Source organism: Staphylococcus saprophyticus subsp. saprophyticus ATCC 15305 = NCTC 7292 (genome assembly GCF_000010125.1).
Lineage (GTDB): Bacteria > Bacillota > Bacilli > Staphylococcales > Staphylococcaceae > Staphylococcus > Staphylococcus saprophyticus.
In genome coordinates, this window is sequence record NC_007350.1 from 1681649 (window position 1) to 1696993 (window position 15345).

The window sequence follows — 15345 nt, forward strand, 5'->3', positions numbered from 1 at the left end:
CTTATTTTTCATTCATTTTATTACTTTAAATAAACTGTAATTCATAAATGTTCTTATCTTCGTAGTTATTGAATGCATCTATATGCCCTTTTAAAAATATTTCTTGTTTTTTTCTACTCACATTATGATAATAGGATAACTTAATGTTCATATTGGATTCGTAACCGTTGTTTTTTATAGTATCTTCTAATTCATCAAATACTGTCTTATTTATAGGTAACATATAACCTTCTTTACTAGGCAACATATTAACATACTTTTTTTGAATAACTTTATCTTCACCTAATAAAACTTCAATGGTGATTTTTTTGCTGCACCGCCTCCTAAATTATATAATTTCAAATAATCTTCATTTTCTTCCACATTGGAAGTGGTGTTTTTTAATTTTAATTTTTGGTCTTTATCTCTAATTAATAAAATCTGATTAAATCCTAATGCAGGAATAAAACTTATTTTCATTTGGTAAAGTTGAACTGATACTGATACAAAATAAAATAACGCCATAATAAATGTTCCAAGCGATCCTATCGCTGATATAATATTAATCATATTTAGCTCCTTTTCTTTTTTAGAAAATAGTAGTAGGAAATTAAAGATAACATAAAACAATTTATATTAAACAATCTATGAATATAAATTTCATATTAACTATATAAAAACGAGCATTGGATACTAATTTTTTAGTATTGGATAAGAACTTCCCTTAGCACTTATAATTAGTCCAGCTCTCAACGTAGTTACTGGCACACCATATGCTCCTAAAATGTCTTTACACTCTAAGCGACTTCTTAAACATGGTGGTAATTCATTCGTATTTGGAATTAGGTCACTCATAAATATGATATGTTTAACTTTATTAAAACCTTGATGCTTTAGCAAAATTATCTGCTAATATTTCATCTATATCTTTAAAACTTGCTTGTGTTAACTTAGCTGAAGGTATGATCGAATGAACAAGATACATAGCGATATCTACGTTTTTCATTACTTCTGTTATCTCATTTAAATTAAATAAATCTGAAGATTTCCATGTAACATTTTGTTCATTAGACTTATTTACTATATATGCTGAAGCATCTGTTAATAGAATTTTTTCGTAAATTTAGCCTTCAATTTTAAAATGAGCAGGCACATGCTTGCCTCAGCTCATCTTTTTCATAATAAGCTAAATTACTCATTACAATTAAATTAATTTGATATAAGTGTGGCAAGAGTTCTACGTCTCTTAATAAATAATACCCAATTTTATTGATAAATGAACTTAAATTTAAAATTAAATTGATGAGTATCAGAAGTACGATTCACATAAAAAGGTACGACAAGTTTATGAGCTTGTCGCACCTTTTTAATGACAATTAGTTACTAACAAACGACTCTAAAAGCCTTTTTAAGTTGTGTTTATTTACCCTTTTTTCTTCCTGATGTTGATTAATATTTACAGCGTCTGTAGTATATGATGCTTCTTACACATCTACGTTTTATCTATCATTAGTAGGTGTATCAAAGGAATAATTAAGCAGCCTCTCTTCTTCTAATTGATTTTTGAATCTTTTTTATTACTCTCTAACGCCAAAACTTGCTGATTCTTAAGCAATCTTTGATCTTTCCTGCAACTCTTTTCTATTCTGGCTCATATATGCGTTTTAAGAAACAAATGTAATTGAATAGGTTAAAAATTATATATTTTTAAAGTTTGCTTTAAACCAACTGTTAAAATGTATAATAAGGATACTGGATTACCACATGTAAATTTGTTTTTAGCACGACGTTTTTTAGGTGTGTAAGTATGCCTTTAGATATAAAAATAAAAGTCAACCTAGAAAAAGTAGATTGGCTTTTTCTTTTGATGCAGTATCGTCAATGTAAATCTAAAAATTATGGCTATAAATCTACATCACTTTTCAAAAATGTAGTCGTGATATTCAATACTAATTAATTTTTATAACTACTAGGAAATATCTCAAGGCGTTTCTTTAAATTAAAAACACCCCACAAATAAATGTGGAGTATTAAAGTGAATATCTTTTGTAGGTTTTATTCCAGATTAGCATGATTTTGCTGCATTGTTTCTTCATCAACGTTTATCTCAGTCATTAAATCTAAAACAATACTATCTAAAAACACTTGTGATGCTTGTTCAAATAGGCTACCTAGAGGTTGTGCTGAACCTTCAGTATCATATTTCGTTCCCGCCGGTAATTCAATCACTGCATTTGCAAGTTCACCAATCTTTGACGTTGGATTTGTTGACAATAATACAACTTCTGCACCTACAGCTTTAGCTTTATCTGCTAATAATCTTAAATGCTCTGTCGAACCTGAGCCAGAAAGGATAACAAACAAATCTTTTTCGGTAATGGAAGGTGTAGTGGACTCACCAACTACATGCGCACCCTTCCCAAGCTGATTCAATCTCATCGCAAAACTATTTGCTACAAAACCCGAACGTCCTTTTCCAGATACAAAAACTTGCTCTGCTTTAATAATTTGCTTTAAAAACGTTTCGGCTTCACTGTCTTTCACATGTGATAATGTGTTGTCTATTTCATCTAGTATTAAACGATAATTTGTGATTTCTGTCATCATTATTTTCCTTCAATCGCAGCTCTACATTGTTTAGCAGCTTCTACAGGATCATCAGCATTTGCAATGCCGCCACCAACAATAATTAAATCAGGATTTTCTGCAACAATATCTTTAATTGTATCTGGTTTAATACCACCTGCAACTGCTACTTTAGAATTACTAATTACAGATTTAACTTTACGTAAACTTTCTAAAGGAGATTGACCTTCAGCTTGTAAGTCATAACCAGTATGAACAGCGATATAATCTGCGCCTAAATCATCTAAATCTTTCGCACGTTTTTCTAAATCTTGTACTGCAATCATATCTACTAATAATTGTTTGCCGTGTTTATGTGCTTCATCAACTGCAGCTTTAATTGATGCATCTTCTGCAACGCCTAAAATTGTTACTATGTCTGCACCAAATTTAACTGCTTGACTTACTTCGTAATCGGCAGCATCCATAATTTTTAAATCTGCTAATACTTTTACACCATCAATATTATCATTTAAATGTTGTACAGCTGGTAATCCTTCATTTATAACAATTGGTGTTCCAATTTCTACGATATTTATATAATCTTTAACTTTATTCGCAAGTATTGTTGCTTCCTCTTTATTTAATAAATCAATTGCTAATTGTAATTCCATATGTTGTTACCTCCTATATATTATGTATTCATTATGCTATAATAACTTCGGAAATACAATACTGACAAATATGTCACTGAGGAGAAGAAATTGTTAATAGAATATAATAATAAATTATTTTACACTTCTAAAGATTTAGCTTTATCAGTAATTGGTGGTAGATGGAAAATCCCTATTATTTATCATTTATTACAATCAGAAGTACTTAGGTTGAGTGAATTAGAAAAAAAATTACCAGATATTAATCAAAGAATGTTAATTAGACAATTAAGGGAGCTTGAAAAGGATATGATAATAAAAAGAACTATATATCCAGTAGTCCCTCCAAAAGTTGAATATCGATTAACTAGTGTTGGTTTGTCTCTCGACAATGTGGTCTATGGTATTTGTGAATGGGGAGATGAATATTTGAAATTAATTAATAATGAAAATTAGTTAATTTTTTTAAAGAAGAAAAATTGAACCGAACTTTATATAATCTCTTTGAGGAATATTGATATGTTTTTATATTGACTAGTAAATTGATATAAATAGAGAATGACTCAGAGACATATAAGTACGCTCTAAACATACAAAATATTTTTTCTGATATTAATAGTGTATATAGGGTCATTAGATTATATATTTAAAAAAGCGAAGTATAATTATACTTCGCTTTAAGTTAATCTTTATAATAAAATTAATATTAAAAATAATGGAATATTAGTATAAATACTAACCTTGCTATCGAAACTATTGTTGATATCACAGTATGAGTAACAAAAGTCTCTTTTAGCATCATTCTTATATACAATACTTTGTATATACTTACCTTTAAAGTCATTATTGAAAAAGAAATTCTTAATAATGATTACTTGTATTTTTTTCAAACCATGCTTTTTCAAGCAGTTTAACTGCTGCTTTTATTTGTTCTATGGATAGTACTGCAAAGCCAAGGAGGACGGTTTGGCCATCATTTTCCCCGTATTCAGAAACAGAATTTACTTTTACACCAAATTTTGCTGCTTGATCAATAGCCTCTTGTTCTGTCATACCATTATTTAAACGTAGGGTTAAATGCAAACCAGAGTCTTCGCCTATAACTTCAACACTTTCTGGGAAATGTTTTGAAATAGCTGTAATTAAAACATCTCTTTTTTTTCGATAAACCACTTTCATTTTTTGAATATGTTTTTCCCAATGTCCTCTATTTAAAAATTCTTTTAAGATATTTTGGTCTATGCGAGAGACTGTTTGAGCATAAAAGAAAAAGTCTTCTTGGTAGATATTGATTAGAGAAATTGGTAAAACCATATAACTAATACGCAGAGAAGGTAATAGTAATTTGGAGAAAGTACCCATATAAATTACATTTTCTCCGGTATCTAACCCTTGAAGCGCAGGTACTGGTTTACCACTATATCGAAATTCACTATCATAATCATCTTCAATAATATAACGGTCTTTTTGTTCTTTTGCCCATTTCAATATTTGTAAGCGTTTTGAAACCGGCATAATCATACCACTAGGAAACTGATGGGACGGCGTCACAATCGCTACATTTGCATCAGATTTAATTAAATGAGAAACAAGCATACCTTCTGAATCGATTGGAATGAATTCTACTTGATTTGCTTCTTTTTCAAATAACATCATTTTCCTATGATATCCAGGGTCTTCAACAGCAAATTTGCTCTTTGGTAATAATAGAAAAAGTATCTTCATTAAAGTTTGTGTGCCAGATCCGATAACAATTTGACTTGGATAACATTTTACTCCTCTTGCTTCGTAAATATAATCCGCAATTGCTCTTCGTAAATATAGCTCTCCTTGAGGATGGCCTAACTGTAATATTTGTTTGTTATCACTTTGAAATATTTCATTTACCAACTTTCTATAAAGGTTAAAAGGAAAAGATTCTGGATCAACACCAGTGTATGCAAAATCATAGGTATAACCATCGTTGTTATTTAATTTTTCCTCCACATACTGGGGGTTTTGATAATTTATATTAAAATCCTCTTCTTCAATATCGCAAATATAATATCCTTTTCTAGGAAGTGCTTTTAAGTAGCCTTCAGCAACTAATTGCCCATAGGCAGATTCAACAGTATTTTGACTAACACAAAGATGCTGAGAAAGTTTTCGTTTTGAAGGCAACTTCATTTCAGGTAATAACCTTTTTTTCTTTATCTCTTGTTTAATATACGAATATAACTGGATATAAATCGGATCTTTGCTTTGAATATCAAAATTCGGTGTTAACTGTAACATTAACTCTGGCCCCCTCTACTAATAAAATACTGGCACTTATAAAAGAGTCAGATATTCACTATAATACCGTAAGAGTACAATTTTTACATCATAGCAATAAAAAATACTAACAATGGAGGGTTAAAATGAATCAGCAAAATCAACATATAGGATATATTATGATTATTAGTGGAGCAACTCTTTGGGGCCTATCGGGTCCGATGATACAGTGGCTTTTCCAACATTCCAGCATTTCATCCATAGATTTTCTTGTTTTTCGCTTACTATTAGCTGGAATTTTTCTTCTCTTGTATCTTTCTTTTTCAAAAAAACAAATCTTTGAAATTTGGAAGTACCCAGGTCACAGATTTCAACTCATATTATTTGGCGCTATTGGTATGCTCGGTGCTCAATACTTTTTTATCGAGACAATCAATGTAAGCAATGCTGTCACGGCTATGTTGTTTCAGTTTTTTTCTCCAATACTTATTACAATTTATGTATCCATACAAATCAAGCAGCTACCAACTGCCAGACAATTTATCTCTATAGTTATAGCTTTAATTGGTCTCTATTTTTTAATCACAAATGGTTCGTATCAAAACATTCTTCTAACCAAACAGGGTATTATTTTTGGACTTCTTACAATGCTAGGTTTTACATTTTACACTATACAACCGGTTTCTTTAATCAAAAAATGGGGCGTCATTCTTGTAGTTGGGTGGGGGATGTTAATCGCAGGTGTATTTTCCTTTTTATTAAATTTAAATTTAAGTATTCAAAGTTTTATTGAAGGCTTAACAATCACAACAACTGTTATGTTATTAGGTGTGATTATAAGTGGAACTCTTTCATTTCTTCTTTATATCGGAAGTTTAAAGTATTTATCCCCATCTGAAACAAGCATTTTATCCAGTATAGAACCTCTTGTTGCCATCATCATTTCAATTACTTGGTTAAATGAATCCTTTGGATACTATCAACTAGTAGGCGGACTATTTATTATTATAGCTGTCGTAGCTTTAACTACACCGAAAAAAAGTAAGTATGAAAATTAAACAAATTTTTCAAAATTTTTAAGCTATAAAGTAGTATAAAAAAGATATTTCTTTATAAAGAGTGTCTTAATCATTTCAAAACATGCTCGTTAACGAATATATCTTGATCTATACATTTTTTATCTCTCTTTTCTTATGAGGTACTTTATATTTTCGAGAATCTTCCATAGTTTGTAAGTAACTTAATTTCCCAAAAAGTAGCAATAACATAATGTGCATTTAAATTATCAGCTTTTAAAAGCAATAAACATTAAAATCCTTCGCTTTTCAGATTTTTATTTCGGTTTAAGAAAACACACAAATTCTTCTTTAAAATCAGCAATTACTTATAAACGGGTCAAAACTGTATAGTTACTTTTAGGTAAATCTTTAATTTTATTCTAGTATATTGCTTACATGTATTAAACTTATCTATAATTACTTTTTAATTAATTTTGGCTAAATAAATACGATGTTTGGCATTTTGCTACATATGAACTAACAATTTTCTGAAAAGAGTAATAAATCAATTTATTACTCTGAGTTTACATTATAATATCAAGGGTAAAATCTTTAGAGGAGGATGGTACAAATGAAAGCAGTTACTTATCAAGGTCATAAAAATATGGAAGTGCGTGAAGTACATGATCCAATAATAGAAGAATCAACGGATGCAATTATAAAAATAACAGCTTCAGGTATATGTGGTTCTGATTTACATCTTTACCATCAAGGTGATTTATTTATGGATCCTGATTTTGTTATTGGACATGAGCCAATGGGAATTGTAGAAGAAGTAGGAAAAGAGGTTAAAACCTTAAAAAAGGGAGATAGAGTAGTTATACCTTTTAACATAGGTTGTGGCGATTGTTTCTATTGTAATAATGAAATGGAGTCTCAGTGTGATAATTCTAATCCATCACCGGCAAGTTGGAAAATGAATAATGGTGGACTCTTCGGTTTTGGTGGCATGCACGGAAACCACTGGGGAGGTCAAGCAGAGTATTTGAGAGTCCCATTTGCCGATTTCTCCTCTTTCAAAGTTCCAGATAGTGATTTGAAAGACGAACAAGTATTATTTTTATCTGATGTGGTCCCAACAGCTTATTGGAGTGTTGAACATGCAGGCGTAAAATCTGGAGATACCGTTATTGTTCTCGGTTGTGGCCCAATCGGTTTAATGGCACAAAAATTTGCTAAATTAAAAGGCGCTGAACGTGTTATTGCCATTGACAATGTAGAACATAGATTAAACCATGCCAAAAAATCCAATGGCGCTGAAGTATATAATTTTTCTAAAGAAGATAATATAGGAAAATTACTTCATGAAAGCACACGCGGTGGTGCAGATGTCGTTATAGATTGTGTTGGAATGGATGGCCAAGTTGCTCAAGATGATTTAGAGATAAGTTCAAATTCAGCGCAACGAGGTAATATTAGTCCCATTATTACAGCAGCTGAATCAGTAAGAAAATTTGGAACGATTCAATTAACTGGTATTTACGGTACACCTGCAGACAATTTTCCAATAGATTTAATTTTCAATAGAGATGTCCAAGTAAAAAGTGGACAAGCGCCAGTTATTCATCAAATGCCAAAATTATATGAAATGATTAAAAATGAGGTTTTTGATCCAACAGAAATTATAACTCATACAATGCCTTTAGAAGATGCAAAACAAGCGTATGATATTTTCGATCAGAAAAAAGATAATAATATTAAAGTAATTCTAAAACCATAATAATAAATTAATAAAGAAGTCTATATACAGATTATAACCAGTATATAGACTTCTTTATTAATTTCATGTGATAATTTTCAGAATCGCTAAGTTTCAAAATTTCTAAATCTAACCAATGCTCTATGAAAATATGAAACAACTTTAATCATTTGCTATATAAAGTTTCAAATGCTTAGATGTTAATGTTTTATTCTCTTTAACAAAGTTTATAGGATAGCCACTAAATTGTATTTTACCCCCATCTAGACCAGGTCCTGGTCCTACATCTATAATCCAATCAGCATCACACATAATTGATAAATTGTGTTCAATTAAAATAACAGTGTTATTTTGTTCAATAAGATCATTAAAACAGTTTATCAATATAGGAATATCAGCTTCATGTAAACCTGTTGTAGGTTCATCAAATATAAAAATACTATCTGTAACATCATCATTTAAATATTGGCCTAATTTAACGCGTTGAATTTCACCACCTGATAATGTAGATAGAGGTTGGCCAAGGGTTACGTAATTTAATCCAGTTTTACTTATAGCTTGTAACTTAGACTGAATTTCATTTTCTTTATCAAAAAATCTTATACCTTCGTCAACAGTCAATTCAAGGAAATCAGCAATGGAATAGCCATCTATAGTTGCATTCAACACTTCTGGCTTATAACGTTTACCGTGACACACTTCACATGTTTGTGAAAATTCACCCATAAATGCAAGTTCTGTTTCAATATAACCTTTACCACCACAATTGGGACAAGCTCCTTTCGAATTATAACTAAACATAGATTTATTTAATCCAGTTTCTTTGCTGAAAAAATTTCTGACTCTATCAAAAACACCTAAATAAGTTAGTAAATTAGACCGATCGGAACCTTGTATCGCTTTTTGATCCATAAATACTGCATTATCATTTTTTGCAAAACCTGCCTTAACAAGTGAACTTTTCCCAGAACCTGCTACTCCAGTTAATACTGTCAAAACATGCTTGGGTATATCCACTGTCACATTATTCAAATTGTTTTGGGTTACTGGTCCAAGATGATAAAAACTCTTTGCTTCACGTATCTCATTTTTTAAGTGATGTTTGATACGTAGTGCTTCCCCAGTAGATGTATCTGAAGACAATAATTTTTTGTATGTTCCCTTAAACGTTATCTCTCCACCTTGCGCCCCTGAACTTGGCCCCATATCAATAATATAATCTGCTTCTTTAATTACATCAGGATCATGTTCTACAATTAATACTGTATTACCTTTATGTTTTAAAGATTTCAAAATTTCATTTATTTTTGCAATATCCTCTGGATGTAAACCAACACTTGGTTCATCAATGATATAAACCAAATCAGATAGCGAACTATTTAAATGTCGTATTAATTTAAGCCGTTGTGCTTCTCCACCTGATAAAGAAGTGGTTACACGGTCAAGAGTTAAATAACTTAATCCTATATAATCAAGTGCTTCTAATTGTTTTCGGAGTGGTTCAATAATAAACTGGGCTGTTGAATTATTTAATTTATTAAGAAATGCTAAATTTTCTTTTACAGTCATTTGTGTGAAATCTGAAATATTTTTCCCCATAATTTTACAACTCAAAATTTTCGAATTTAAACGTTGACCGTTACAAGTTGGACAAACTTTGTTTTCCACAACATTTTTAAGATGTTTAGCATAACGTTTTTTGTTAAATTCTTTATCTCCCAAGAATATTCTTCTAAACCTAGGTATAAGTCCCACATATTTTGCTGATTTCCGCCATTCTTCAGGTGGTTTTTTTAATTTTATTGGCTCCTGATACAAAAACAAATCTAATTCCTCTTTTGTATATGCTTTTAATTTTTTATCATTATCAAACAGACCACTATCACGATAAGCTTTCCCTCTTTCTTTATCAGGTCCAAAAGATGGAAAATTAATAGCACCTTCATTTAAAGATTTGTTCCAATCTAAGAGCTCATTTAAATTAATGTCTTCAATGTAACCTAATCCTTCACATGTTTCACACATACCATTGGGACTGTTAAATGAAAAGGCATCTGAATAACCGACAAAAGGTTCACCTATCCTTGACCATAACAATCTAACAGAGGCGTATATATCAGATACTGTACCTACAGTAGAGCGAGAATTACCATTAAATCTTTTTTGACTAATCGTCATTGCTACAGGAAGATTTTTAATTGCATTTACTTTTGGTTTAGGCTGCTTATTTAAATGAAATTGAATGTAGCTAGAATAACTTTCATTTAAAAGTTGTTCAGATTCAGCAGCTATTGTTCTGAAAACCAATGATGACTTACCTGAACCAGAACGACCTGTAAATACTGTAACTAAATGTTTAGGTATAGTTATATTTATATTTTTCAAATTATTTTGTGAAGCTCCTATAATGGTAATATCATTCATAAATTAAATTGCCCTCCATTGTAATTTTTAACAATTAATAGTATAGATGAAGTTAAAAGATTAGTAGAATTTCGAAATAGGTTACATTACAAAAACAGTATGTAGAATATCTAATATTTTATCGTAGATTATAAGTTATCTTAATGAAGTTAAGTTCATTTTATTTTTATAAAAACCTAACAATAAGAGACTAACAGCAAAATTATAAACTTTGCTGTTAGTCTCTTAGATAATAAATACTGATTGATATTATAAAATTATGCTTTTAATTTTTTAATAATTTCTCTATTGAAATCATCTAAGTCATCTGGGACACGACTCGTTACAATATTGTTATCTATTACAACTGATTCATCAACAACGTGTGCACCAGCATTAGATAAATCTTTACGTACATTGATAACGCCAGTTATTGTGCGGCCCTTTAAATCATCAGTATCAACTAGTAGAAGTGGACCATGACAAATCGCAAATGTAGGCACATCATTTTGAGTAAAATACTTAGTAAATGTACCATAGCGACCTTCTTCATCACCACGTAAATGATCAGGTGAGAATCCGCCAGGAATTAATAATGCATCATAATTTTCTGGTTTCGCATCTGCAATGCTAACATCTACAGTTACTTTCTCCCCATGTTTGCCAACAAGTTCATGTTTTTCTGTATCTCCAATAACTTCAGTCTCAAATCCAGCATTTTCTAATGCTTCTTTTGGACTAGTCAATTCTATATCTTCAAATTCATCTGCTAAAATGATTGCTACTTTTTTAGTCATAATACAACCTACCTTTCAATTATATTTTAAAACCTAAGTACTATATACACTAGAAAAAGGAAGTTTAAACATAAAATGTTTTCTAATTTTTTCACAAACTACATGTGCATTTTTATCTGTTTAGTTTAATCTTATTTAATATTAATTGTAACTGATTATGCCTTTGTATGGGCATCTACAATATCACGACATTGTTTAGCAGCTTCTACAGGGTCATCAGCATTTGCAATGCCGCCACCAACAATAATTAAATCAGGATTTTCTGCAACAATATCTTTAATTGTATCTGGTTTAATACCACCTGCGACTGCTACTTTAGAATTACTAATTACAGATTTAACTTTACGTAAACTTTCTAAAGGAGATTGACCTTCAGCTTGTAAGTCATAACCAGTATGAACAGCGATATAATCTGCGCCTAAATCATCTAAATCTTTCGCACGTTTTTCTAAATCTTGTACTGCAATCATATCTACTAATAATTGTTTGCCATGTTTATGTGCTTCATCAACTGCTGCTTTAATTGATGCATCTTCTGCAACGCCTAAAATTGTTACTATGTCTGCACCAAATTTAACTGCTTGGCTTACTTCGTAATCGGCAGCATCCATAATTTTTAAATCTGCTAATACTTTTACACCATCAACATTATCATTTAAATGTTGTACAGCTGGTAATCCTTCATTTATAACAATTGGTGTTCCAATTTCTACGATATCTACATGATCTTTAACTTTATTTGCTAATTCTGCAGCATCCTCTTTATTTAATAAATCAATTGCTAATTGTAATTCCATTAAAACGCCCTCCTATCTATCTTTTATATTATAATTATGGTATTATTTACGACAAATAACAATACTGACATTTTTGTCACTATAAAAATTAAAGATGTTGTGTTGTTAATTTAATATAATAATAAAGAATTTTATATACCCAAATATTTAGCTTTTCTATAATTGGTAGAAGATGAAAATCACTTTTATCTTCTACCTTTTGCAAATTAATCGTTTAAGATTAAGTAAATTATAAAATAAACTACTCAGCGTATTTTATTAAAATTAGTTACTAAATAAGAGATTCCAAATTATAAACTTTGGCTACTAGGACGAATGATAAATTCATTTACAGAAGATTCTTCCGGCTCATTAATTGCGTAATTAATAGCTCTAGCAATAGCATCTGGTTTAATTGCATTTTTATATAATTCATCTATATCTTGTTTCATATCTTTGTCACTAATATGGTCTGTTAATTCAGTGCTGACAGCCCCCGGAGATAGAATTGTTGTTCTAATATTTGAACCCACTATAGCTTCTTCTTGTCTTAATCCCTCAGTTATCGCTCTCACTGCATATTTGGTACCACAATAAACAGCACTACCTGGGAAAACAACATGTCCCGCCACAGAAGCCAAATTAATAATATGGCCTGATTTTTGTTTTCTCATATAAGGTAATACTGCACCAATGCCGTATAATACACCTTTAATATTCACATCTATCATTTGATTCCATTCATCTTGCTTATTCTTTTCTAAAAAGGATTGAGGCATAAGACCCGCGTTATTAATTAAAACATCTATACGACCAAAATCATTATAAGCTGTTTCAATTAATGCATTTACTTCATCGGGTTTTGTTACATCAGTTTTTTTAATGCTTACACTATCATGACCTACTTTTTGTTGTATTTTTTCTAATCTATCTAAACGTCTCGCACCTAAAACAAGCTTGGCACCATTTTCAGATAACAAATTCACAGTTTCCTCACCAATACCACTAGATGCACCTGTTATCACAACTACTTTATCTTTTACATTATTCATTTTCTTACCTCCTAAATTATTATAAATATATACTTCACTATTTTATTGTTAGCGAAACCTCATTAATACTTTTTTCAAAATATTTCAATTTCAATCTAGTATAACGATAAAAAACTGTGTCTTTAAAAGCTGAAAAATTTTTGAAACTTTTTAAAAGAGAGGATTGTATATTAATCAATTTTATACTTCTATACTATTAGAAAATATTCAATGTAATAAGCTAGCGTTATGCCCATAATCTATTTTTATTTAAGAAAATACTATACTCAATTAATAATTTACTATTAAATTGTCTATAAAACTTATTCTAGGTTATCAAATACCATTAAGTGAATTACAAAACAAACTTCCTGATATCAATCAACGTATGTTAATAAGACAACTCAGAGAATTAGAGCAAGACAAAATCATTGAAAGGACGGTCTACCCGCTAGTACCTTCTAATGTAGACTATAAGTTGACCAAAATAGGATTAAAGCTTGATAAAGTAGTCTTTTCAATTTGTAATTGGGAAGATGAATTTCTAGATACACTTAAAAATAAGAAGCTAAAATATTAACATAATTACTGATTATCAGATATAGTTTAAATTTAATACTTTACGGGAATCAGACCCAAGGAGGTGTCGTTAATGACGAATCAACTATTTATTAATAATGAATTTGTAGAAAGTACATCTGAAGAAACATTGGATGTGATTAACCCAGCAACGGGAGAAACAATCGATACGATTACATTTGCTACTGAAGAAGAGGTAAACGACGCAATTGAAAAATCTAAATGCGCTCAACTTGAATGGGAAAAAGTACCGGCTCCTACACGTGCTGAGCGTGTAAAATCATTAATTCCTTTACTTAAACAACATAAAGATGATATCGCTCATTTATACGTCAAAGAACAAGGTAAAATAATAGCGCAAGCTAAAGATGAAATTGATAAATCAATAGAATACATTGATTATATGGCAAGTTTAAGTATGAGTAACAAAGGTGAAGTATTACAAAATACTATAGTAAACGAAACCATTCAACTGACAAAAAAACCAATCGGCGTTACTGCTGGCATTGTACCTTGGAATGCTCCGATTTTGGTGCTTATGCGCAAAGTGATTCCAGCTATTGTAACTGGCTGTTCTGTCGTTATCAAACCAAGTGAAGAAACAACATTATTAACATTAAAAATTGCTGAACTTTTCCGTGATTCAACCATTCCTGCTGGACTCATCCAAATTGTCCCAGGTACTGGCGAAACAGTTGGAACACAATTGGCGACACATAAAGATATTCAGCTTGTTTCACTAACAGGTAGCATGGGAGCAGGTAAAGCTGTATTTAAAAATGCGGCTGATAGCATAAAAAAACTCAACTTAGAACTAGGTGGAAATGCCCCTGTTCTTGTCACACAACACGCTGACTTAGATAAGGCTGTTGATTATATCGTTACTGCACGTATTAATAATGCTGGCCAAGTATGTACATGTCCAGAACGGATCTTTGTTCATGAAGATGTACATGACGACTTTATTAACAAAGTTAAAGATAAAATGGGTGCTCTTCAAGTTGGAGATCCATATGATGAAAACACTGACTATGGTGCAATTATGAATCAAAAACAATTAGATAGTATTGATGATAAAGTTCAAAAAGCAATTAAGAATGGAGCAGATTTAGTATTAGGTGGTCATAAATTAGACCTTGAAGGATTCTTCTATGCACCTACTATTTTAGATCATGTAAAAACAACTGATAGTGCTTTTAAAGAAGAAATTTTCGGTCCTGTTCTTGCTATAACCACATATACAAACTTTGATGACGTTATTGATATGGCAAATGATACTAATGCAGGTCTATCATCTTATATTTTCTCTGAAAGCTTAAAAGAAATTATGACAGCTACTGAATGTTTAAAATTTGGAGAAGTTTATGCGAACTGCGAGGCTGAAGAAGCAATCAATAGTTATCACGCAGGTTGGAGAGAATCTGGTCTTGGTGGTGCAGATGGTATTCATGGTTTTGAAGAATATTACAATACAACTGTAAGTTATATTAGATGGTAAACTAAGAATTAAAAAGAGTCTGGGACATAATTACTAGAAAAACAGCCAGTAAAT

Annotated in this window: 11 protein-coding genes and 4 pseudogenes; 5 read left to right on the forward strand and 10 right to left on the reverse strand. The window is 30.7% G+C overall.

What is annotated here, in order from left to right; translation table 11 throughout:
- Nucleotides 1-25: 25 nt before the first annotated feature.
- From SSP_RS08155 to hxlA (SSP_RS08165), 5 genes and pseudogenes are all read right to left on the reverse strand, one after another.
- Nucleotides 26-549, reverse strand: a pseudogene (locus tag SSP_RS08155) (hypothetical protein).
- A gap of 129 nt (nucleotides 550-678) precedes the next feature.
- Nucleotides 679-1102, reverse strand: a pseudogene (locus SSP_RS12795) (NmrA family protein); the annotation flags it as partial.
- Between the two features lie 379 nt (nucleotides 1103-1481).
- Nucleotides 1482-1597 (reverse strand): annotated as a pseudogene (locus tag SSP_RS12800) (DUF536 domain-containing protein); the annotation flags it as partial.
- Between the two features lie 437 nt (nucleotides 1598-2034).
- Nucleotides 2035-2583 carry a 6-phospho-3-hexuloisomerase gene (hxlB, locus tag SSP_RS08160; protein ID WP_011303355.1) on the reverse strand — a complete coding sequence of 183 codons (549 nt, stop codon included), beginning with the start codon at nucleotides 2581-2583 and terminating at the stop codon, nucleotides 2035-2037.
- A gap of 2 nt (nucleotides 2584-2585) precedes the next feature.
- Nucleotides 2586-3218: a 3-hexulose-6-phosphate synthase gene (gene hxlA / locus SSP_RS08165; RefSeq protein ID WP_011303356.1), complete on the reverse strand. Its 633-nt coding sequence runs from the start codon at nucleotides 3216-3218 to the stop codon at nucleotides 2586-2588.
- 90 nt (nucleotides 3219-3308) lie between these two features.
- Between hxlA (SSP_RS08165) and SSP_RS08170 the strand changes: the two genes are divergently transcribed.
- Nucleotides 3309-3653 (forward strand): winged helix-turn-helix transcriptional regulator, encoded by a 345-nt coding sequence (locus SSP_RS08170; protein ID WP_002508649.1) that lies wholly within the window; start codon nucleotides 3309-3311, stop codon nucleotides 3651-3653.
- A 405-nt stretch (nucleotides 3654-4058) separates the two neighbouring features.
- Here the strand turns inward: SSP_RS08170 and SSP_RS08175 are convergent, their stop codons facing one another.
- Nucleotides 4059-5471: a PLP-dependent aminotransferase family protein gene (locus tag SSP_RS08175; protein ID WP_011303357.1), complete on the reverse strand. Its 1413-nt coding sequence runs from the start codon at nucleotides 5469-5471 to the stop codon at nucleotides 4059-4061.
- Between the two features lie 125 nt (nucleotides 5472-5596).
- Here SSP_RS08175 and SSP_RS08180 point away from each other — a divergent pair, with 125 nt between their 5' ends.
- The gene (locus SSP_RS08180) at nucleotides 5597-6508 is read left to right on the forward strand and encodes a DMT family transporter (RefSeq protein ID WP_011303358.1); all 912 of its coding nucleotides are present in this window, start codon (nucleotides 5597-5599) and stop codon (nucleotides 6506-6508) included.
- 571 nt (nucleotides 6509-7079) lie between these two features.
- Nucleotides 7080-8228 carry an alcohol dehydrogenase catalytic domain-containing protein gene (locus SSP_RS08190; protein ID WP_011303359.1) on the forward strand — a complete coding sequence of 383 codons (1149 nt, stop codon included), beginning with the start codon at nucleotides 7080-7082 and terminating at the stop codon, nucleotides 8226-8228.
- Between the two features lie 141 nt (nucleotides 8229-8369).
- Here the strand turns inward: SSP_RS08190 and SSP_RS08195 are convergent, their stop codons facing one another.
- The 4 genes from SSP_RS08195 to SSP_RS08210 form a co-directional block, all read right to left on the reverse strand.
- Complete coding sequence (locus SSP_RS08195; protein ID WP_011303360.1) at nucleotides 8370-10631, reverse strand: ATP-binding cassette domain-containing protein; 2262 nt, start codon at nucleotides 10629-10631, stop codon at nucleotides 8370-8372.
- A gap of 257 nt (nucleotides 10632-10888) precedes the next feature.
- Complete coding sequence (locus SSP_RS08200; protein ID WP_011303361.1) at nucleotides 10889-11407, reverse strand: type 1 glutamine amidotransferase domain-containing protein; 519 nt, start codon at nucleotides 11405-11407, stop codon at nucleotides 10889-10891.
- 155 nt (nucleotides 11408-11562) lie between these two features.
- Nucleotides 11563-12204 carry a 3-hexulose-6-phosphate synthase gene (gene hxlA, locus SSP_RS08205; RefSeq protein ID WP_011303362.1) on the reverse strand — a complete coding sequence of 214 codons (642 nt, stop codon included), beginning with the start codon at nucleotides 12202-12204 and terminating at the stop codon, nucleotides 11563-11565.
- 290 nt (nucleotides 12205-12494) lie between these two features.
- Nucleotides 12495-13235 (reverse strand): SDR family oxidoreductase, encoded by a 741-nt coding sequence (locus SSP_RS08210; protein ID WP_002509534.1) that lies wholly within the window; start codon nucleotides 13233-13235, stop codon nucleotides 12495-12497.
- Between the two features lie 322 nt (nucleotides 13236-13557).
- Here SSP_RS08210 and SSP_RS08215 point away from each other — a divergent pair.
- Together SSP_RS08215 and aldA are read left to right on the forward strand one after the other, a co-directional pair.
- A pseudogene (locus tag SSP_RS08215) lies at nucleotides 13558-13794 on the forward strand (winged helix-turn-helix transcriptional regulator); the annotation flags it as partial.
- A 72-nt stretch (nucleotides 13795-13866) separates the two neighbouring features.
- Entirely contained in the window at nucleotides 13867-15291 is a 1425-nt protein-coding gene (gene aldA / locus SSP_RS08220; protein ID WP_011303364.1) for an aldehyde dehydrogenase, read from the forward strand.
- The last annotated feature ends 54 nt before the right edge of the window (nucleotides 15292-15345 follow it).